Below are 18,607 nucleotides of genomic sequence, written 5' to 3' on the forward strand. Positions count from 1 at the left end.
GCCTTTTAGCCGAACATCTGGCGCATCATCGGGTGCATCTCCATCAGCTGCTCTTCGGCGATCTCCTCGTAGAGCTTGTAGGTGATGGAGACGGTCAAAAGCAGACCGGTGCCGGTGACCTGCCCGACGGTGCCGAGCATGTTCGCCATGACGGCCAGCAGGCCGACCAGCGCGCCGCCGATGACGGTTACCTGCGGGATGTACCGCTCTAGGACCTTCTCGGTGACGCCGGGTGACTGCCGGAAGCCGGGAATCTGCATCCCGGAGTTCTGGATCTGCTTTGCGGTCGCGTTCGGTCCCATGCCGGTCGTCTCGACCCAGAAGACGGCGAAGATGGCGCCGCCGACGATCATGAACGTCAGGTCGATGCCGACCCGGATCATGATCTGCCACGGTTCGGCAGCCGTCTGGCCGAGCCACCACATCCAGTCCTCCGGGGAGTAGATCGGCGCGACGTAGTAGAACAGCCCGCCGGTCGGGGTGGCGAACCCGCCACCGCCACCGGGGGTCGTGTACTGACCGAGCCACGGCAACCGCTCGCCGAACAGAACGATGGCACTCGCACCCTCGGGTGACTGCGAGTAGAGGATGCGGCCGAGGAACTGGACGTTGGCCTGCAGCGCCCGGACGAGGATCATCGGCAGGACGCTCGCGTAGATGAGTTTCACCGGGAACCGGCCCCGGGCGCCCTTCACCCGTGCGTGGCTGAGCGGAATCTCGATGCGGACCGACTCCGCGTAGACGACCACGACGAAGATGAAGAGCGTCGTCACGAGGCCGAGCAGCCGGCCGGGACCGAGGAACAGGTCCGACAGCCCCGCTATCGTCAGCGGCGAGGCCATCTCGACGCTCCCCGTGAGGATTCGGTACCACTGCGGGAAGAAGCCGATGTAGGTCCCGACGCCGCTCCACGAGAGGAACCCGCCGATGAGGCGCTGGCTCACGCCGGCGATGATGAACAGCCCGATACCGGAGCCGACCCCCCACTTGGAAATGATCTCGTCCATGTAGAGGATCAACATTCCGCCGATGAAGATCTGGAGGAACATCAGCCACGCCAGGGCGGTCGTACTGATGCCGATCTGGCCCGCGATTCGCGGGGACGGCGTGAGGAAGCCGGCGAACACCATCGGGGCCGCCGTCAGCGCCGTCATGATGATGACGAGCGTCTTCTGGAGGCCCTGGTACAGCGCCTGATCGCGGGGGTTCTCCTCGGTGTCGAGTCCGAGGAGGTCCGCACCGCCGAGCAGTTGCAGCACGATGGACGCCGTGACGATTGGACCGATCCCGACCTGCAGCAGCGACCCCTGGGCGCCGCCCAGGATGGAGCGGAACTGCCCGAAGATGTCCGACCCACCGGCCTCCGGGAGCCCGTATATCGGGACGTTCGTCAGGAAGAAATACAGTACGAGCACGCCCGCCGTCCAGCCCAGCTTGCGCTTGAACGGGACGTGACCCGTCGGGCGCTTCACCGCGGGCAGGCGCGTGAGTACCGGTTCGGCGGCCTCCTTCCAGCTCATTTACGCTTCCTCGTTGGCCTCGTCCGTTGTATCTTTGTCGGCTTCTTCCTCGGCCTCGGCGGCCAGCTCCTCGCCGCGCTCCGAGAGGACGGCCTCGCCGCCCGCCTCCGCGAGCGTCTCGGCGGCGTCGTCGGAGAAGGCGTCGGCGACCACCTCGAGTTCGTTGTGGACGTGGCCGCCGCCGAGCACCTTCACGAGGTCGACCTCGTGGCCGTCCTCGACGACGTCGCGGGCGTCGACCCGGTAGCCGTCGCCGGACTCCTCGGCGACGCCCTCAGCGGCCAAGACGACCGCGTCCTCGTCGAGTTCGCGGACGTTGATCGTCTCGACGTCCCGCTTGACCTTCTGGGGCCGGTCGAAGCCGGACTTGCCGAGCGGTTCGTAGTTGTGGAACTCGTGTTTGTCGCGGCCCGCTCGCCCACGCCCGCCCCGGTGGCCGGCGCCGCGGCGGTTCTTGTGGGAGCCGCCGCCGTGCGTTCGGGAGCCGCGCTGTCGCCGTTTCTTGTTCGTCATTATCGCATCACCTCCAGCAGCTCGTCGATCCCCTCGGACGTGTGCTTGCCGAGCTGGCCCTTCTCGGTGGTGGGGTGTTTGATGCCGTCGTGGCCGCCCCGTGGCGGGTGCAGCCGCAGCGTCGGCGACAGCCCCTGCTCGGAGAGGGTCGTCTCCTCGTCGACCAGTGCCGACGCCAGCGCCGGCACGTCCGCGTAGTCGGTGTTCTCTTCGACCCACGCGTCGTCGACGTCGGCCGCGCCCTCGGCGGGCTCGGCGCGACGCTCGAGGAGCAGCGCCACGACGTCCTCGGAGGGCTCGCCGTGGGCCACCCAGTCGTTGACCTTCGTCACCATGCCGCGGTAGGCGTCGGTCTCCGGCACGAAGGTCGCGTGGTTGACCCGGCCGAGGTTCAGCATCTCCAAGGTGTCGGCGACGGCCTCGCTCTGGTTGACCTCGCCGCGGACCTGGACGACCGCGATCATTCTACCACCTCGCGCTTCTCGAGGGTGCGCTCGGGGACGCGCGACTCGGCGGTCGCCGTCAGGGCGTTGAACGTCGCCTTGGCGAAGTTGACCGTCGTCCGCGTGTTGCCCGACGAGCGGGTCCAGATGTCCTCGATGCCGGCCAGTTCGAGGACGTGACGGACGGTCTCTCCGCCCGCCAGCCCCAGTCCACGCGGGGCGGGCTGGAGTTCGACCTCGACGCTGCCGGCCTTGCCGGTCGTCCGCAGCGCGACGGTGTGGGGGCGGCCGCAGCCGCACTCCCAGGACCCACAGCCGCGGGAGACGTCGATGATGTTCAGCTTCGCGATGTCGATGGCCTTCTGGATGGCGCCACCGACCTGGTCGTCGCGGCCCTGCGCGTAGCCGACGAAGCCGTCGCGGTTGCCGACGACGACGACACACCGGAACTTCACCCGGCGGCCGGAGTCGGTCATCCGCTGGACCATGTTGATGTCCAGCACCTCGTCCTCCAGCCCCGGCAGGAGCTGGTCGACGATTTCGGGCTCCTTCAGCGGCAGCCCCGACTGCAGGGCGTCCCGCATCGAGGTGATCTCGTCCTCTGCGACCTTCCGTCCGAGCCGCGTTCGCGGCTCCCATCCGTTACTCATAGTTGTCCTCCAGGCGCTCTCGCACCTCGTCGAAGTGGGCCGGAAGCTCCGCCGCGTCGAACTCGCCGCCGTAGAGGTCCTCCTCGAGGTCCTCGGCGTACTCCGCGATGTGGGAGCCGCGGGTCCGCTGCCAGTCGGCGAACACCGACTCGTTGTGCGGAATCTCCAGCCCCGCGTCGATTGCACCTTCCTGTACTGCGAACACCTTGTTGCCGGGCGTCGCCGTGTTGAGACCGATGTCGAGGACGGCCTCCTCGAGACCGGCCTCGAGTGCGCGCTTGCCGGCGAGGTAGCCGGTCAGGTACGCCGCGGGCAGGTTGCCCGTCGGCGCCTCCCAGCCGAACTCCGCCAGGTCGCCGGACACCGCGCTCGTGACCGTCTCGTCGCCCTGCGGGCTCGTGACTATCAGCTGCGCCCTGGTGTGGTTGTTGCTCTTGCGAGCGACCAGGCGTGGCTTGCCGGATTTCAGCAGGCGCAACCTCTGGTGGTAGTCCGTTCGGGCCTCGCGGCGACGCCGCATCGGCACCTTGTATCGTGGTCCTGTCGCCATTATTGTTCACCGTAGTTGTCGTCGATGTACCGCTCTAGGTCCCCGACGCTGTCGAACTCGCCACCGCTGGCCATGTCGTACAGCTCCCGGTACTGCGAGCGGCTGATTTCGCCGTCGTCGCGCAGGTCGCGGAGTTCGCGACGCTGTGCGCGGATGCGGCTCTGCCAGTCCTCCTTCTCGTTTTGCCGTGCGCCGGCCTTGCCCTTCCGGGAGCCGTGTCCCTTCCGGTGGCCGTAGGAGCGCTTCTCGTTGCGCTCGCGGGCCCGACCCCGGGAGTTGCCCTGGGTGTCCTCCGCCTCGATGACGCCCTCCTCGACGAGTTCTCGCACGTCGTCGCGGGTGATGGCGTCGGCGATTTCACCCTGGGAGTCGGGGTCGAACCAGACGCGGTTCTCCCCGACGCCGAGCACGTCGGCCGCCAGTCGCTTCTGTGCTTTCAGGTCAGTCATTCTTCGACCTCCACTTCGACGTAGGTGGGGTTGAGGACGCGGATGCCTTCCTCTTCGGCGACCTCCTCGATGCGCTCGCGCTTGCGAGCGCCGACGGTCGAGCCGATTCGGACGGCTTCCGTGTCCCCGTCGACGCCGTCGAGGTCGTCGACGTTCTCGACGTGGACTTCCTCGAAGCCGCTGGGGTGCTTGCCGCGCACCGCCTTCGGCGTCCGGAAGCCCGCCTCGACCGTGTCGCCCTTCCCCTTGATGCCGCGGCGCTGCTTGGACAGCTGGCCGCGGGGGCGGCGCCACGATTTCGGCGTCCGCTTCTTCTTGTGGTAGTCCTGTCGGTTGAACTGCGGCTTGCCGACGCGGCGACGCTGCGTGAGGAGTCGCTCCTCCTCGTCGCTCAGATCGGGCGTCTTCTCGACGAGTCCGCGGGGCTGCAGTTCGGTCTCGACGTCCTCCTCTTCGGCCTCGGGTTCCGGCTCGTCCTCTTCGACCTCGGCGTCGGTCTCCTCGGCGACCTCCAGGTCGCCGACGTCGGCCTTGATGCGGGCCGCCAGGGCGTTTCCGATGCCCTCGACCTCGGCGAGTTCCGACTGGCTGGCGCCGCGGACCGCGTCCACGGAGTCGTAGCCGGCCTCTCGGAGCGCCTCGGCCTTCGAGGCGCCGACGCCGGCGATGTCCTCCAGTTCGGAGGGACCCTCGTCGGCGTCGTCGGCGTCGGCCGTCTCGTCGGCCTCGTCGGCCTCCGATTCGGCTTCCGGCTCGTCCTCGTCGACCTCGGCGTCGGTCTCGGAGTCGTCGTCGACCTCGAGGTCGCCGATGTCGCCCTTGATGCGGGCCGCCAGGGCGTCGCTGATGCCCTCGACGGCCGCCAGGTCATCCTGGCTCGCAGCCCGGAGGTCGTCGACCGACTCGTAGCCGGCCTCCCGGAGCGACTCGGCCTTCGCCTCGCCGATACCGCTTATGTCCGTCAGGTCGTCGTACTCGTCGCTCATCAGACCTCACCTCGCTCGGGCGTCGCCGTGATGTAGACGCCGTCCTGGAAGACGCGGGTGTCCTTGTCGGGCACGCGCGTCAGCTGTTCGATGTCGGCCGCCGTCTGGCCGACGTCCTCGATGCTCGGTCCGCGGATGGTCAGCTCCTCGCCGTCCACCTCGACGGTGGTGTCGCCGCGAACCGGGGTGCGGCGCGGCGCCTTCTCGCCGAGGAAGTTCTCGATGACGACCTCCTCGCCCTCCACGGCGACCTGCATCGGGAAGTGGGAATAGAAGACCTCCATCTCGTACTCCCAGCCCTCGGTCACGCCGTGGATCATGTTGGTGATGTGGCTGCGGAAGGTGCCGACCGTCGCGCGGGTCTTTGCGTCGTCGGCGTCGGTCTCGATGACGACCGACCCGTCCTCGATTTCGACCGTTATCTCGGGGTACCAGAGGCGTCGCGTGACGTTCCCCTCCTCGCCCTCGACGGTCAACTCGAGGTGGTCCATCGTCGCCGTGACCTCGTCCGGTATGTCGATTTCTTCGCGCATGGTCAGTATACGTATGCGATCACCTGGCCACCGACGCCCTCTCTGCGGGCGTCGTAGTGGCTCATGATGCCGTGGCTGGTCGTGACGACGAGCGTCCCGTAGTCGCGGGCGGGGAGGAACCGCTTCTCCCACTTCTCGAACTCGTCTGCGCCCGCCGAGTAGCGGGGCTTGACCGCGCCACACTCGTTGATCGCGCCTTTCAGTTCGACCTCGAATCGACCGGCCTTGCCGTCCTCGACGAACTGGAAGCCGTCGATGTACCCGCGGTCGTAGAAGACCTCGAGCACGGAACCGATCTCGTTCGAGGCGGGCTCTATCGTCTGGTCTAGGTGGCCGACGCTCTCGGCGTTGTCGAGTCCCGACAGCGCGCTGGCCAGTGGATCGTTGTCCGCCATTGTTAGCTGTACTTCTTGAATCCCATGCCGCGGGCGACCTCGCGGAAGCACTGTCGGCACAGCCAGATGTCGTACTTGCCGACGAGACCCTGCTCGCGCCCGCAGCGCTGACACGCCTCGAGCTGGCCGGTTCGCTTCGCGGCCTGCTCGCCTGTTTCCTGTTCTGTCATTCGGATACCTCCACGTCGAAGTTCGATTCGAGGAACGCGATGGCGTCCTCGGCGTTCAGTCGGTGCCGCGACGGAATCGAACGGGACACCTTGTCCCGCTTTTTGACACGGTAACCGGGCCGGACGAGGTTCACCGTCACGTCCAGCCCGTAGATGCCGATCTCGGGGTCGTACTCCTGGCCCGGGAACTCGGTGTGCTCCTCGACGCCGAAGCTGAAGTTACCGGTCTCGTCGAACTGCGACGCCGAGACGTCGGCAAGCGGCAGCGCGGTCTCGAGGAACGACTCCGCGTCGGCACCGCGGAGGGTCACCTTCGCGCCGATGGGGTCGCCCTCCCGGACGTTGAAGTCCTGGATGGTCCGTTCGGCGGTCGTCCGCACGGGCTTTTGCTCCGTAATCTCGCCGAGGATCTCCTCGGCCTGGGCCAGCGGCTCGCCGCCGCGCCCGATGCCCATGTGGACGACGACCTTCTCGACGGCCGGTTCCCGCATCTCGTGGAACTCGCCGGCCTCCGATTCGGAGCTCATTCGTCGTCACCTCCGTCGTCGGCCTCGTCGGCCGCTTCGGACTCCGCCTCGTCGGCCGCTTCGGACTCGTCCCCGGCGTCGGCGCCCTCGACGAAGTTCTCGTCGATGACGACGACGTACTCCTCGACGGTCTCGAAGTCGTCGTCGCCCTCGAAGTCCTCGATGAGGACGTTGTTGTCCGAGGAACCGGGCGTGACCTGAATCTCGTCGACGGTGCCGATGCGGCCGGCGTGGGCGCCCTGCACTGCCGTCACCAGCGCACCCTCCTCGTAGGTGAAGTGCGCGACGACCTCGTCGCCGTCGTTGGAGACGACGATGGAGTCGTTCGTGGCGTACTCGCCGTCCTCGACGAGCAGCGTCTGCCCGTCGTGCAGCGTCAACTGGGTGTCGCCGCCGGGTACCTGGCGCTTGCCCTCGATCTTGCCGAGTTTCGAGCCCGCCGAGTCCGCGTCGATGGGGGTCAGCGAGAGCCGACCGCCCTCGTCGGGGAACACGCGGTAGTGCTCCTCGCGCTCGCGGAACGTCAGGATGTCGAACATCCCGATCGGCCGGGCCTCGTCCGAGACCGGCGTCCCGTTGACCAGGACGCTGTCCTGGCCGAGCGCGAAGCGCGCTTCCTTCTTCGAGTCGACGTAGCCGAGCACGTCCCGCAGGACGATGAGCAGCGGCACGCCGCTCTCGCCGTGCGGACCCGCGTCCGCCTTCGTCGTGTAGGTCTCTTCCTTCCGCTCGACCGGCCAGGACTTCGGGACCGAGAGTCGCTTCTGGTGGTTACTCATTCGTCGTCCTCCTGGAGGCGCGCCTCGCGGCGGTCGTCCTCGAGGTCCAGTTCCGTCACCTGGACGTTGCTGGCGTCGAGGGCCCGCGGGACCTCCTCGCCGTCGGCCGTCTCGATGGTGACGTCCTCGACGTTGATTTCGGCGGCCCGGAGGTCGACGTCGACGACCTCGCCGGACTCGCCGGCGAAGTCGCCGCGCTGGACCTCGACGGTGTCGCCCTCGTTGACGCGGACGCTCCGCTGGCCGTACTCCTCGCGGAGTTCGCCGGACAGCGGCGCCCGAACCTGCTTCTGCTTCTCGTGCAGCGTGGCGCGCTCCTGTCGGTTGCGCTGTTTGTGTGGTTGTCGGGTCATGCTATACTATCATCGTCGCCGTGCTGGCGATGGTACCGAACCGCTCCGCGACCTCGCGGGCGATGGGGCCCTTGAGTTCGGTGCCGCGGGGGTCCTCGTTCTCGTCGATGATGACGGCCGCGTTGTCCTCGAACTTCAGGCGCGTGCCGTCGGGTCGACGGATGGGTTTTCGCTGGCGGATGATGACCGCCTCCAACACCTGCCGGCGCATCTCCGGGGTCCCCTTGGTGACCGAGACGGTCACCTTGTCACCCAGCCCCGCCTTCGGGTGGCGGTTCTTGGTGCCGGAGTACCCCGAGATGGAGATGACCTTCAGTTCGCGGGCGCCCGTGTTGTCGGCACAGTGGATGAGCGAGCCCTTCTCGAGGCCCTGCGTGACATCGGCGTTCAGCGCCTCCATCACTCCTCACCTCCGTCGACGCTCACCACTACGTGGTTCTTCGTCTTCGAGAGCGGCCGTGTCTCTGCTATCTTCACGTCGTCGCCGACCGAGAGCGGTTCCAGTACCTCCGGTACGTGGGCCGGAATCCGCGACCGCCGCTTCATGTAGCGGTCGTACTTGGGCACTTTCACCTCGTACTCTCGCTCGACGACGACCGTACGGTCCATGTCGGTCGAGACGACCGTCCCCTCGACGACCTGTCCGCGGACGGACAGCTCGCCGTAGAAGGGACACGTCTCGTAGTCGTACTCCTCCGGGTTTTCGGGCTCCGGAGGCGTTGGTACGTCGAGTCCTATTGCCATAGTGAACCTCCATCCGATTCGGTGCGTCGGGCGGGCCGAGCGACGAGTCGCTCGCCGTCGACCAGCACGTCGACGGTCGACCCGTCGTCGGTGACGGTAAAGCGGAACGTCGCCGCCGCCTTCGGCACCTGTTTGACCCCCTCGCTCGTCGCCACGAGCAGCGTCTGCATCGTCTCGTCGACGACACGGCCGGCTATCCCGACCAGGTCGTCGTTCGACGATTCTTCGACCTCGACGTCGAGGCCGGCGAGTTCGTGGCGGACGAGCGACTCGGGGGTCATGCTTCCAGATCGCCCTCCTCGCGCTGAATCGTCTTCAGCCGGGCGATGGTCCGCTTCAGCTCGCCGATGCGGCCCGGGTTCTCCGGGGCGCCACCGGCTGCGAGTACCGCCTTCTCGTTGAGGAGCTCGGTCTCGAGCTGTTCCAGCTCCGCCTCGCGCTCGGCGGGCGTCATGTCGCGGATCTCCTCGACGTGCAGGATGGCCATCGTTACTCGGCCTCCTCATCGTCTTCGTCCGCTTCTTCGGCTTCCGCTTCGTCGGTTTCGGCTTCCATCTCCTCGACGAGCTCCTCGGCTTCGGCCTCGACGTCCTCGTCGAGGTCCTCGGGCTCCGCTTCGTCGGCGGAGTCCGGCGGCGAGGTCGGCGACGCGCCTTCCTCGGCGTCGACGTTTTCGTCGACGATCTCCTCTTCGGCGACCTCCTCGGCCGCCTCGGTCTCCTCGTCGATGACCTCCTCGGGGTCGGCGCCGACCGATTCGGCGTCGGCCTCCTCGGGCTCTTCGAGGAGCTCCTCGACGTCGCCCTCGGGTTCCTCGACGAAGTCCTCGACCTCGACGTCCTCGTAGACCTCGAAGTCGTCCGGGAGTTCGGCGTTCGGCGGGATGATCTTCACGCGGACGCCGATGGTGCCGAGCTTCATGACCGCGGTGCCGACGCCGCTGTCGACGATTTCCTCGGCGGGCTCGCCGTTGTGCTTGACGTAGCCGCGGTTGAACTTCTCCACGCGCGAGCGGGCACCCGTCACCTTGCCGCTGAGGACGATCTCGGCGCCCAGCGCGCCGGCGTCCATGATGCGGTCGATGGTCGTGTGACCGGCCTTCCGGAAGTACCAGCCACGCTCCAGGGCGTTGGCCAGGCGGTCGGCGACGATCTGGGCGTTCAGATCGGGCTCGTCGACCTCCTGGACGTCGATCTGCGGGTCGTCGAGGTCGAACCGCTCCTCGAGTTCCGTGGTGATCTTCCGGATGTTCTTGCCGCCCTTGCCGATGACCATCCCGGGCTTTTCGGCCTTGAGCACGATCTGGGTGCCCATCGGGGTCTTTGCGACCTCCATGCCGCCGTAGCCGGCCCGCGAGAGTTCGTCGCTGAAGAACTCGTCTATCTGGGTCCGCTGGAGACCGTCGTGGATGAACTGGTGTTCGTCGGCCATTATTCGTCGACCTCCTTCAGGACGAGTTCGACGTCGACCTGCGGGGTGTTCCAGTCGGAGGCGCGGCCGAAGGCGCGCGGCTTCTGACCGGGCGACTCGCCGACCTTGTGGGCGGCGACGTGGGCGATCTCCATCGCCTCGCCCTCGAACCCCTGGTGGTCGGCGTTGTTGACGCCGTTCTCCAGCAGGTCGAGGAAGGCCTTCGAGGCCTTCTCGGGGTAGCGACCCGCGTCCCAGCCCTCGATGTCGTTGCGGTGCCCGACGCCGGAGTTGTGCGAGCGGAACGGGACCGACTGCTCCTCGTCGATGACCGACTCGAGGTAGTCGACGGCCTCGCCGGCCGTCATGCCCTTCAGTTCGCGGGCGATCTCCTTGCTGTGCTTGTGGCTCATGTGACGCTCCCGGAGCATCGCCTTGGCGGTCTCGTCCGGGTCGGCGTCGACGCTGTAGCTGATTCCCATGGTCACTTGAGCGGTACGAACTTCGAGGAGCGGGTGGCCCCGATGCCTGCCTGGCCGTGCTCGACGGACGTCCGGGTGAGCTGGAACTCGCCGAGGTAGTGCCCGATCATCTCGGGTTCGACCTCGACGCGCTCGAAGCCCTGGCCCTCGTGGACCGCGAACGTGAGCCCGACGAACGCCGGCAGGATCGGCATGTCCCGCAGGTGCGTCCGGATCGGGTCGTTGGCCGTCTCCTCTTCGTCCGCCTCGCGAGCCGCCTCGAGGAGCTTCTCCTGCTCCGTCGAGAGGCCCCGCTTGATGGTTCGCCGCTGTCGTGCGGGAAGCAGTTCCGCGACCTCGTCGAGCGCCATCTCCTGCAGCTCGTCGAGCGTGTGGCCACGGTAGGTGAACTCGCCCTCGTGACCGATCTGGTACTCCGAACTCATTCCTGACCTCCTTTCCCGCCGCGCCCGGTCCGCTTGGAGGCGATGTCGCCCACCTTGCGGCCCGGCGGCGCGTCGCGGGAGATACTCTTGGGTTTGCCGGGGTGCTGGCGGCCGCCGCCACCGAACGGGTGGTCGACGGCGTTCATCGCAACCCCGCGAACGCGCGGGTACTTCGAGCCCCGCGCCTTCATCTTGTGATGCTTGTTGCCGGCCTTGACGAACGGCTTCTCCGTCCGTCCGCCGCCGGCGACGACGCCGATGGTGGCGCGACACTCCGGCGAGAGCCGGCGCATCTCGCCGCTCGGCAACTGCACGACCGCGGCGTTGCGGTCGTGGGTGAGAAGCGTCGCGGACACGCCGGAGGCGCGCGCGAACTTCCCACCGTCGCCGGGCTGGCGCTCGACGTTACACACCGGGACGCCCTCCGGGATCTCCGCCAGGGGCATCGTGTTCCCCGGCGCGATCTCCGCGGAGACGCCGACCTGAATCTCGTCGCCGACCGTCACGCCCTCGGGGGCGAGCACGAGTCGCCGGTCGCCGTCGTCGAACTGGACGTCCGCCAGCGGCGCCGAGCGAGCGGGGTCGTGCTCGATGTCGACGATCTCGCCGCTGACGACGTCCTCGTCCTCGACGTTGCGGTGCGATAGCTCCGCCTTGTAGCGGTGCGACGGCGCCCGGAACGTCGAGGTGCCGCGTCCGCGTCGTTGACCGAGGATTCTGCGTCCCATTCTCAGAACACCCCGATCCTGGATGCGACTTCCTGGGCGTCGTCGTCCTCCGAGAGGAGGACGGTCGCCTTCTTGTCGCCGTTCATCGTGTTCTGCGTGTTGACCGAGGCGACGACGACGTCGAACTGCGTCTCGATCGCGTCGGCGATCTCGGGCTTCGTCGCGCCGCTGTCACAGACGAACTGCAACTTGTTCTCGAAGTCCATCTCGTTCATCGCCTTCTCGGTGACGAGGGGATGCTTCAGCGTCATCGATCGGCCACCTCCTCGATTGCGGACTCGGTCCACACCGTGAGTCGGCCGGGCTGGGTGCCCGGCGCCAGGTCCTCGGCGTTGACCTCCGCCGCGGTCGCCACGTCGGCGCCCGCGAGGTTCCGCGCCGCGAGCGAGGGCTCCTCGCTCGTGACGACCAGCACCGACGTCGGCTCGTCGTACTTCCGTCCGCGGGTCGTCCCGCGGCCGGACCGGACCGACTTGCCCGCCTCGGCGCGCTCGACGTCCGCGTGGACGCCCAGCGATTCGAGGACGTCGACCGCTTCCTGGGTCTTCTTCAGTTCCTCGAACTCGTCGTCGACGACCAGCGGGAACTCGACATCGTCGTCGAAGGCGTGGCCGCGCTCCGCGACAGTGTCGCCGTCCGCCGTCGCCGCGATGGCGCTGCGAACGGCGAGCTTCCGCTCCTTGTCGTTGATCTCGAGTCCGCGGTCCTCCTCGACCTTCGGCGGGTGGGCCGCACGGCCGGAGACGGCCTGCGGTACCTCGCGGGCACGCCCGTTCTGTCGGGGGACGTGCGCCATCCCACGGCCGCTGCCCTGGGACTCCGCCGGGGTCCGAAGCCCCGCGTACTCGTCTGTACCGGCGTCCTGCGTTCGGTTGGCCTGGGCGGCGAGCACCGCGCGCTTGACGAGGTCGGGCCGGTGGGTCGTCTCGAAGACGTCCGGTAGCTCGACCTCGCCCGCGTCGTCGCCGTCCAGGTCGCGTACTGTTGCTTTCATGTGTTATCCCTGATTCGAGGCCGTGGAGACGTACCGCACCTCGGGGTCGAGGCGCGGCTGGTCTGCGGGTCGGACCGCCGGGCGGAAGCGCACGAGGCGCTTGTCCGGTCCCGGCACCGAGCCCTTCACCAAGGCGTAGTCCCCGTCGACCTCGCCGTAGTTGACGAAGCCACCGTCGGGGGTGACGTCGTCGTCGCCGAGGTCCACGAGGCGCTTGTTCAGCTCCGTGCGCTGGTGGTATCCCGTCTGTCCCTGCTGGGGGACGGTCGACCGCACGCGCGAGGGGTTCCAGGGGCCGAGGTTGCCGATGCGTCGGCGCCAGCCCTGTCGGGCGTGTTTGCCCTTCCGCTTCTGGACGCCCCATCGCTTGACGGGACCCTGCGTGCCCTTGCCCTTCGTGACGCCCGCGACGTCGGCGTACTCGCCGGCGCGGAACACGTCCGTCACGGAGTGTTCCCCGCCCTCCTCGAGGAGGTCGACTGCGAAGTCGACGCGCTCTGCGAGCGAGCCGCCGCCGACGCGCGTCTCCATCACGTCGGGACGCTTCTTCGGGACGCTGGAAAGCCCGCGCGGGACGGTGTGGGTGATGACCCGCACGTCCGCGAGGGCGCCCGCCTCGAGCGCCTCGCGAATCTGGCCTTCCGCGTCGTCGTTCTGTACGTCTGGGACGGACAGCGCCCGCTCTAAGTCCTCGTGGACGTCGGCGGCCCACGACTCCGTGAGGGGGCGCTTTCCGTACGGCGTGTCTTCGTAGGCTCGGACGGCGACAGCCCGCATCGGCGGCGTCTCGACGACGGTCACCGGGACGGTCTCCTCCTGGCCCTCTCGGGGGGAGTTGGGCTCGTCGTTGATAGCGACGACGTGGCTCATACCGGCCTTGTATCCGGCGAAGCCCTGGAGCCCGGGCTGTCCCTCGTCGTCCGGCCAGGAGTTGAATCGCGGTACCTCGCTGGCCGCACGGCTACGGGGGCTGAAGCCCATCGAGCCTTTGCGTGGTCTGCTTGGTTGTGGCATTTATCTCACTCCAGTGTGAGGGGCGCGAGGGTGGCGAACATCGCCTCCTCCGTTCGCACGACCTCGCTACCCTGGTTCGGAACCGTATTGAGCCAAAGGTCGAACCGCGCTGGCGGTTCGTCGTCGTTCGGCGTCTCCTCGCCCGGCTGGCAGTCGAGTATCTCCGGCAGCCCCCGCTCGGGGGCGCCGAAGACAACCGTCATGCCCTGCTCGGCCCGCCGTTCGGTCAGCGGGCCGAGCCGATCGACCGACAGCGCCTCACCGTGGCGGGACGCGGCGATCCGCACGCCGGCGTCCGCTCGGGTGAGTGCCTCGGTGATGGTCGCACGCTCGACGGCGAACCCCGGTGGGGGCTCGTCGACGATTTTCGCGCGAACCGGCCGTCGCGAAGAGACCCTGATGGTGACGCGCTCTCCCTCCGCGTACTCCCCGTCGGAGGGGAGGGAGATCGGGTGTTGCAGTCCGCAATTGACCCGGACGCGCCCGTCAGGTCCGACCTCGGTCACGATTCCCTGTCTTAACGACCCCGAACCGTCCGATCCGGAGCCGGTCTGCGAAGCGACGTGGAGCGGCGGCAAGACACCGGCGTACTCCAGTTCGTCCCGCCTGCCCCACGCCTCCTTTCGGAGGTATGGGGGCGTGGCGGCGTACTCGAGCACCGTGCCGACGAACCCGTCGCCGAACCGACCCTCGCTTCCCCGGTCGGGGAAGACGACGAGTCGGTCCGCCCGGAAGACGACCGCCGCGCGTGCGACGTAACCGAGTTTGCGAGTCGCCTCGCGCTTGTCCTCGGCTTCCCGGGTCAGAGACGACGGCACGAGTACGCTGAGTGTCATGCCGTAACGCTTCCGTGTCCCTTCACTAGACTGTACCGGTCGTACCGAACCCAACCTTAAAAGCAACGCGGTATGCGGCGGTCGTGCGGCCCGTTGACAGGCGTCCGCGACGGGAGCCGTTCCCACGGACCGAACCCCGTCCCGGCGGCGGTTCCGCAAGCCTTTTATCCGTCTCCCCGGTACCTCGGAGTGCGAAGGCGCGTCGGTAGTGTAGTGGTATCACGTGACCTTGCCATGGTCACAACCCGGGTTCAAATCCCGGCCGACGCATTTCTGTGGCGACCTACCCGCGAACAGCGCCGAGCGTCAGCGAGGCGCTGTTCGCTCCAACGGGAGCCACGAAATCGTAACCCGGATTTGAACCCTGGAAGACGCAGCGCCGACCGAAGGGAGGCGACCGTCTTCCTCCGGTTCAAATCCCGGCCGACGCACTCCCTGCGGTCGTGCGTCGCCCGACCTCTCGTTCGCTGTCTCACGGCTACCTCCGGTCACCGTTCGACGTTCCGAGACGCTTCCTTCGGTCGCGTCTCGCTCCGCTCACCTCCGATAACATGCGTGCCTCCACGCTCGCCATCGCGGTCGGTGTCGGACTGTTCGTACTGCCGATCCCCGGGACGTTCGTCACGGGTGGTTCGGTGATTCTCGCGGGCGTACTCGCGCGGTACTTCGGGTCGTAGGTCACTCCGTCAGGTACTCGACGATCTCTTCGCCCACCACGTCGGGGCGTTCCTGGTGCATGAAGTGGCCGGCCTCGCGGACGCGGACGACGCGGCAGTCCTCGATCACTTCGTCGGCGTGCTCGAACAGTTCGGGACCGATACAGCCGTCCCGCTCGCCGGCGACGACGAGCGTCGGCGTCCGAACCGGCGCCACGTCGTCGATCGAGTGTGGGTCGAGACGGAGGAACGAGCCGACGAGAGCCTCGATCTGCGGGCGAATCGTGTCGCGGTAGTACTGGAGGGCGTGGTCGGCGGTGTCGCCGGATCGGAAGGTGTCCTTGACCGCCTCGATTCGTTCCGGTGGGTAGTTCCAGCCGGGGCTCCACATCCCCCAGAGGAACTCCACGAGCGCGAAGTCCCGCCACCGCAGCGCGCGCTCGGGGGTGTCGGGTAACTGGAAGAACCACATGTACCAGCTCCGGAGCGCCTGGCGGGGATGCTCCAGAAGGAGGGCCTCGAAGCCCGGCGGGACGGCCATGGTGACCATCCGCTCGAAGACCCCGGGGTCGGCCCGGTCGGCAGCATAGGCGGCGACGGCGCCCCAGTCGTGGCCCACCAGAACGGGGTCGCCGGAAACGTCGAGTTTCTCGGGCAGCGTCTCGGCGAGCGCGACGGCGTCGGCACCGAGCGCCGTCGCGGAGTAGTCGCCGTCGGGAGCCGGGTCGGTCGGCGCGTAGCCGCGCATGTACGGCGCGACGGCGGTGAAGCCGGCGTCGGCCAGCCGCTCCAGTATCGGGGCCATCGAGCCGGCGTCGTCGGGGAAGCCGTGCAGACACAGCGCCAGTCGGTCGCCGTCGCCCGCGCGGAGACACTCGAACTCGATGCCGTTGGCCTCGACGGTGAGGCGGTCCTCGCTGCCGGACTCCTCGGAGTCGGCGGTCATACCCGGGGAGTCACGTCCCTGGTTTAAATTGACTTCCTCCCACGGCTGAAGCCGTGGGATTCCCGCATTGGGATATTAAGCTTTGCAGGCGACTTGTTCTTGTGGGCGTACTCTGCCCGTGGATTTGTCGAACAAGCGCACTGCTGGCTGAGCCAAACAGCCGTTACTCCTATCCTGTGAAGGATTCGGAGTTACCGTCGCTCGCATGTTCTCCGCCGCGTTCAAATCGCTATTGGCGACCAGTTCGCAGTTCTCGCAGACGTACAACCCACGCTCAACACGATTCGAGGTGGCTTCAGTGCCGCACTCACAGCACGTTTTCGACGTTTTCACCCCTGCTTCGTCAACACGCTCCACGTCGATGCCACGTTCTTCCGCCTTGTACTCAATGTGACTGAGGAGCGTCTCGAACGCCCAGTCGTGCAGGCGTTTGTTCCCGTGCCGCCCCCAGTCTTCATCGTCACGGATGTTCTTCGGATGGCCGACAGCGATTGTCTCTACGCCACGGTCGGCACACTGCTGCACGATGTCTTTGGAGAGGGCGTGCAGGAAGTGGTTTTGTCGGCGTGCTTTCTTCCGCCGCGCCCACGCTGCGTGGTTGCTCGGCCCGTTTTCACCTTCCGTGCCGTATTCTTCGTGGCGGAAGTAGTGGGCGTCCTCTTTCAGGGCGTTACCCGGATACAGCAGTGTCTCGTCACCGACAGAGACAGCTGCCGTATTGCAGATACCGAGGTCAACTCCTGCCGTGTTCTCACCGGTAGCATCGGCTGTCTCAACTCGCATCTTGCAGACGAAGTGGAGGTCCCACTGCTCGCCAGTCCAGACAGCCCGCACCGTCTGGACGTTTTCAACAGCGTCGAGTGTCTGCTCGGCTGTCTGGAGCGTGTATTCACAGAGGATGTAGTCAGCGGCGTACCGCGACTTTTTGTGGTTCGTTCCTTTCGAGAGCCGGACACGGTTGTACTGGGTGTCGAGTTTGAAGCCCTGATTTTTCCACGTCACCGTCGAGCGTGGGTGGTCGTCGCCGTGTTTGCGGTAGCCGGGCGGGTTCGCGTCCGGGTCGTCCTGTTCGTACCACGAGACGAACGCCTCACCGAGTTCCTGAAGAACTCGCTGACTAGATTGGCTGTGCAAGTCTGCATACCGTTCGTGTGTTTTGAGGTACGAACAGAGGTCGTCGGTGTCTGGAATGTGGCCGATAGCGTCCCAGACGCGCTGGATTGTCCACCGGCCGACGTTCCACAGTTTACTGGCGGCAAAGCCATGCGAATCGAGGTCATCACTGACTTGCGAGTGGTTGTGGATACTCGCTTTGAGTGTCCGAGTGACGACCCGATTCACCATATGTAAGCATAGTATCTTTACTTACATAAAGGTTGGTGTCAGCGTGGAATATCCAGCCGAGCGTGCGAGCGTGGGTTGTCTCCCATCGTGTCGGCTTCATCCCACGGCTGAAGCCGTGGGCTTTCGCCTTGAAATTCTGTAATCGCGGCGGGGCAGCGACCCTTATCCGTCGCCCGGCCGAACGTCGGGTCATGACGGTGGTAGCACTCCTCAGCGTCGCACCGGTAATCGAGGACAGCATGGCGGGCGAGGTGGCGAAGGCCGTCGACGCGCTCGACGAGTTCGACGTCAGCTACGAGACGAACCCGATGGGGACGATCATCGAGGCGGAGTCGGTCGGGGAACTGTTCGCCGCGGCCCAGGCCGCCCACGAGGCCGTCGACGCCGACCGCGTGAGCACGTTCCTGAAGGTGGACGACAAGCGGACCCGGGCGTTCGAGGCCGACGAGAAGGTCGCCGCCGTCGCCGACGAGCTGGGCCGGGAACCGAAGCGAGAGCGGTGAACGCGCCCGTCCAGCGTCGCCCTCGCGTCCGGGAACAAGGAAAAGGCATATCCCCGGCCCACCATACCTTCGAGCATGAGCACGCCCCCCGGCGAGTACTACACCGAGGAACGGTGGAACAACTGGCTCGACAGGCTCCGCGAGGAAGACATCGATCCGGAGAACGAGGATTCGGCCCGCCTACTCTTGAACCTGCAGGACGACACCGCCATCGCGGTCGCCAAGATCGTCACCGAGTACGACGAGGGGGAACTCGACGAGGAGCCGGCCCTGGAGGAACTGGCGAAGATCCGTGACATCGTTCTGTCAGAGGTGGAGTTCGACGACGAGGAGAAGCTGATGCTCATCGACGGCGTCCAGACGTCACTGGTCTGTGTCTTCTACGCGGCCGAGGAGTACGTCGCCGGGGGCCCCGCCGAGGACGGCTCCATCGAGGAGTTGGTCCGTGCGGCCGCCGACGCCGAGGCCGAGGAGGACCTCGACAGCGCCTTGGCCTACTGTGCGAAGGCCGGCACGCTGCTGTTCGAGGGCGAGAACCTCGACATGGACGTCGCCGAGGACATCGATTACGGGCTGGTCGCCGAGTGGGTCAACGGCCTCGACTCGCTGGGGACGGCGCTGGCCGACCCCGAGGTCATCGACGAGGACGACGAGTAA

Annotated in this window: 29 protein-coding genes, 1 tRNA gene and 1 pseudogene; 4 read left to right on the forward strand and 27 right to left on the reverse strand. The window is 67.0% G+C overall.

Annotated elements, in window-relative coordinates; all coding sequences use genetic code 11:
- Positions 1-5 precede the first annotated feature (5 nt).
- The 25 genes and pseudogenes from secY to NLF94_RS05345 form a co-directional block, all read right to left on the reverse strand.
- Positions 6-1,520 (reverse strand): preprotein translocase subunit SecY, encoded by a 1,515-nt coding sequence (secY, locus tag NLF94_RS05225; protein WP_254840412.1) that lies wholly within the window; start codon positions 1,518-1,520, stop codon positions 6-8.
- Complete coding sequence (locus tag NLF94_RS05230) at positions 1,521-2,033, reverse strand: uL15m family ribosomal protein (protein ID WP_254840413.1); 513 nt, start codon at positions 2,031-2,033, stop codon at positions 1,521-1,523. It abuts the gene before it with no gap.
- Positions 2,033-2,497 (reverse strand): 50S ribosomal protein L30, encoded by a 465-nt coding sequence (locus NLF94_RS05235; RefSeq protein ID WP_254840414.1) that lies wholly within the window; start codon positions 2,495-2,497, stop codon positions 2,033-2,035. The genes NLF94_RS05230 and NLF94_RS05235 overlap by 1 nt, the downstream gene beginning before the upstream one ends.
- A complete protein-coding gene (locus tag NLF94_RS05240; RefSeq protein WP_254840415.1) occupies positions 2,494-3,126 on the reverse strand; it encodes a 30S ribosomal protein S5 in 633 nt (210 codons plus the stop codon). The genes NLF94_RS05235 and NLF94_RS05240 overlap by 4 nt, the downstream gene beginning before the upstream one ends.
- A complete protein-coding gene (locus tag NLF94_RS05245; RefSeq protein WP_254840416.1) occupies positions 3,119-3,676 on the reverse strand; it encodes a 50S ribosomal protein L18 in 558 nt (185 codons plus the stop codon). The genes NLF94_RS05240 and NLF94_RS05245 overlap by 8 nt, the downstream gene beginning before the upstream one ends.
- On the reverse strand, positions 3,676-4,125 hold the full coding sequence (locus tag NLF94_RS05250) for a 50S ribosomal protein L19e (RefSeq protein WP_254840417.1): 450 nt from the start codon (positions 4,123-4,125) through the stop codon (positions 3,676-3,678). The genes NLF94_RS05245 and NLF94_RS05250 overlap by 1 nt, the downstream gene beginning before the upstream one ends.
- Entirely contained in the window at positions 4,122-5,111 is a 990-nt protein-coding gene (locus NLF94_RS05255) for a 50S ribosomal protein L32e (protein ID WP_254840418.1), read from the reverse strand. Before NLF94_RS05255 ends, NLF94_RS05250 begins: the two co-directional genes overlap by 4 nt.
- Positions 5,111-5,644: a 50S ribosomal protein L6 gene (locus NLF94_RS05260; RefSeq protein ID WP_254840419.1), complete on the reverse strand. Its 534-nt coding sequence runs from the start codon at positions 5,642-5,644 to the stop codon at positions 5,111-5,113. Before NLF94_RS05260 ends, NLF94_RS05255 begins: the two co-directional genes overlap by 1 nt.
- Positions 5,645-5,646: 2 nt before the next feature.
- Entirely contained in the window at positions 5,647-6,039 is a 393-nt protein-coding gene (locus NLF94_RS05265) for a 30S ribosomal protein S8 (RefSeq protein WP_254840420.1), read from the reverse strand.
- A 2-nt stretch (positions 6,040-6,041) separates the two neighbouring features.
- The gene (locus NLF94_RS05270; RefSeq protein ID WP_254840421.1) at positions 6,042-6,209 is read right to left on the reverse strand and encodes a 30S ribosomal protein S14; all 168 of its coding nucleotides are present in this window, start codon (positions 6,207-6,209) and stop codon (positions 6,042-6,044) included.
- A complete protein-coding gene (locus tag NLF94_RS05275) occupies positions 6,206-6,736 on the reverse strand; it encodes a 50S ribosomal protein L5 (RefSeq protein ID WP_254840422.1) in 531 nt (176 codons plus the stop codon). Before NLF94_RS05275 ends, NLF94_RS05270 begins: the two co-directional genes overlap by 4 nt.
- On the reverse strand, positions 6,733-7,515 hold the full coding sequence (locus NLF94_RS05280) for a 30S ribosomal protein S4e (RefSeq protein WP_254840423.1): 783 nt from the start codon (positions 7,513-7,515) through the stop codon (positions 6,733-6,735). Before NLF94_RS05280 ends, NLF94_RS05275 begins: the two co-directional genes overlap by 4 nt.
- On the reverse strand, positions 7,512-7,868 hold the full coding sequence (gene rplX / locus NLF94_RS05285) for a 50S ribosomal protein L24 (RefSeq protein ID WP_254840424.1): 357 nt from the start codon (positions 7,866-7,868) through the stop codon (positions 7,512-7,514). Before rplX ends, NLF94_RS05280 begins: the two co-directional genes overlap by 4 nt.
- A 1-nt stretch (position 7,869) precedes the next feature.
- Complete coding sequence (locus NLF94_RS05290; RefSeq protein WP_254840425.1) at positions 7,870-8,268, reverse strand: 50S ribosomal protein L14; 399 nt, start codon at positions 8,266-8,268, stop codon at positions 7,870-7,872.
- A 17-nt stretch (positions 8,269-8,285) separates the two neighbouring features.
- Positions 8,286-8,612 (reverse strand): annotated as a pseudogene (locus NLF94_RS05295) (30S ribosomal protein S17); the annotation flags it as partial.
- Positions 8,603-8,893, reverse strand: a complete 291-nt coding sequence (locus tag NLF94_RS05300) for a ribonuclease P protein component 1 (RefSeq protein WP_254840427.1) — start codon at positions 8,891-8,893, stop codon at positions 8,603-8,605. The pseudogene NLF94_RS05295 and the gene NLF94_RS05300, both read right to left, overlap by 10 nt.
- A complete protein-coding gene (gene rpmC / locus NLF94_RS05305; RefSeq protein ID WP_254840428.1) occupies positions 8,890-9,099 on the reverse strand; it encodes a 50S ribosomal protein L29 in 210 nt (69 codons plus the stop codon). The genes NLF94_RS05300 and rpmC overlap by 4 nt, the downstream gene beginning before the upstream one ends.
- 2 nt (positions 9,100-9,101) lie before the next feature.
- A complete protein-coding gene (locus tag NLF94_RS05310; RefSeq protein ID WP_254840429.1) occupies positions 9,102-10,043 on the reverse strand; it encodes a 30S ribosomal protein S3 in 942 nt (313 codons plus the stop codon).
- The gene (locus NLF94_RS05315; protein ID WP_254840430.1) at positions 10,043-10,504 is read right to left on the reverse strand and encodes a 50S ribosomal protein L22; all 462 of its coding nucleotides are present in this window, start codon (positions 10,502-10,504) and stop codon (positions 10,043-10,045) included. Before NLF94_RS05315 ends, NLF94_RS05310 begins: the two co-directional genes overlap by 1 nt.
- A gap of 2 nt (positions 10,505-10,506) precedes the next feature.
- The gene (locus NLF94_RS05320) at positions 10,507-10,929 is read right to left on the reverse strand and encodes a 30S ribosomal protein S19 (RefSeq protein WP_254840431.1); all 423 of its coding nucleotides are present in this window, start codon (positions 10,927-10,929) and stop codon (positions 10,507-10,509) included.
- On the reverse strand, positions 10,926-11,657 hold the full coding sequence (locus tag NLF94_RS05325) for a 50S ribosomal protein L2 (protein WP_254840432.1): 732 nt from the start codon (positions 11,655-11,657) through the stop codon (positions 10,926-10,928). Before NLF94_RS05325 ends, NLF94_RS05320 begins: the two co-directional genes overlap by 4 nt.
- Positions 11,658-11,659: 2 nt before the next feature.
- Entirely contained in the window at positions 11,660-11,908 is a 249-nt protein-coding gene (locus NLF94_RS05330; protein WP_254840433.1) for a 50S ribosomal protein L23, read from the reverse strand.
- The gene (gene rpl4p, locus NLF94_RS05335) at positions 11,905-12,651 is read right to left on the reverse strand and encodes a 50S ribosomal protein L4 (protein ID WP_254840434.1); all 747 of its coding nucleotides are present in this window, start codon (positions 12,649-12,651) and stop codon (positions 11,905-11,907) included. Before rpl4p ends, NLF94_RS05330 begins: the two co-directional genes overlap by 4 nt.
- A 3-nt stretch (positions 12,652-12,654) precedes the next feature.
- Positions 12,655-13,665, reverse strand: coding sequence for a 50S ribosomal protein L3 (locus NLF94_RS05340; RefSeq protein WP_254840435.1), 1,011 nt, complete (start codon positions 13,663-13,665; stop codon positions 12,655-12,657).
- Between the two features lie 5 nt (positions 13,666-13,670).
- Positions 13,671-14,501 carry an RNA methyltransferase gene (locus tag NLF94_RS05345; RefSeq protein ID WP_254840436.1) on the reverse strand — a complete coding sequence of 277 codons (831 nt, stop codon included), beginning with the start codon at positions 14,499-14,501 and terminating at the stop codon, positions 13,671-13,673.
- 199 nt (positions 14,502-14,700) lie between these two features.
- Here NLF94_RS05345 and NLF94_RS05350 point away from each other — a divergent pair.
- A tRNA-Gly gene (locus NLF94_RS05350) sits at positions 14,701-14,771 on the forward strand.
- A 281-nt stretch (positions 14,772-15,052) separates the two neighbouring features.
- On the forward strand, positions 15,053-15,178 hold the full coding sequence (locus tag NLF94_RS20765) for a hypothetical protein (RefSeq protein WP_256558706.1): 126 nt from the start codon (positions 15,053-15,055) through the stop codon (positions 15,176-15,178).
- A gap of 1 nt (position 15,179) precedes the next feature.
- Here NLF94_RS20765 and NLF94_RS05355 read toward each other — a convergent pair whose 3' ends face one another.
- Both NLF94_RS05355 and NLF94_RS05360 read right to left on the reverse strand, forming a co-directional pair.
- A complete protein-coding gene (locus NLF94_RS05355) occupies positions 15,180-16,103 on the reverse strand; it encodes an alpha/beta fold hydrolase (RefSeq protein ID WP_254840437.1) in 924 nt (307 codons plus the stop codon).
- Positions 16,104-16,178: 75 nt separating this feature from the next.
- Positions 16,179-17,447, reverse strand: coding sequence for an RNA-guided endonuclease InsQ/TnpB family protein (locus NLF94_RS05360; protein ID WP_254840438.1), 1,269 nt, complete (start codon positions 17,445-17,447; stop codon positions 16,179-16,181).
- Positions 17,448-17,638: 191 nt separating this feature from the next.
- On the opposite strand from NLF94_RS05360, the gene NLF94_RS05365 reads away from it, so the two are divergent.
- Positions 17,639-17,950 (forward strand): thiamine-binding protein, encoded by a 312-nt coding sequence (locus NLF94_RS05365; protein ID WP_254840439.1) that lies wholly within the window; start codon positions 17,639-17,641, stop codon positions 17,948-17,950.
- Between the two features lie 75 nt (positions 17,951-18,025).
- On the forward strand, positions 18,026-18,607 hold the full coding sequence (locus NLF94_RS05370; protein WP_254840440.1) for a DUF2150 family protein: 582 nt from the start codon (positions 18,026-18,028) through the stop codon (positions 18,605-18,607).

Source organism: Natronomonas marina, from assembly GCF_024298905.1.
Classification (GTDB): domain Archaea; phylum Halobacteriota; class Halobacteria; order Halobacteriales; family Haloarculaceae; genus Natronomonas; species Natronomonas marina.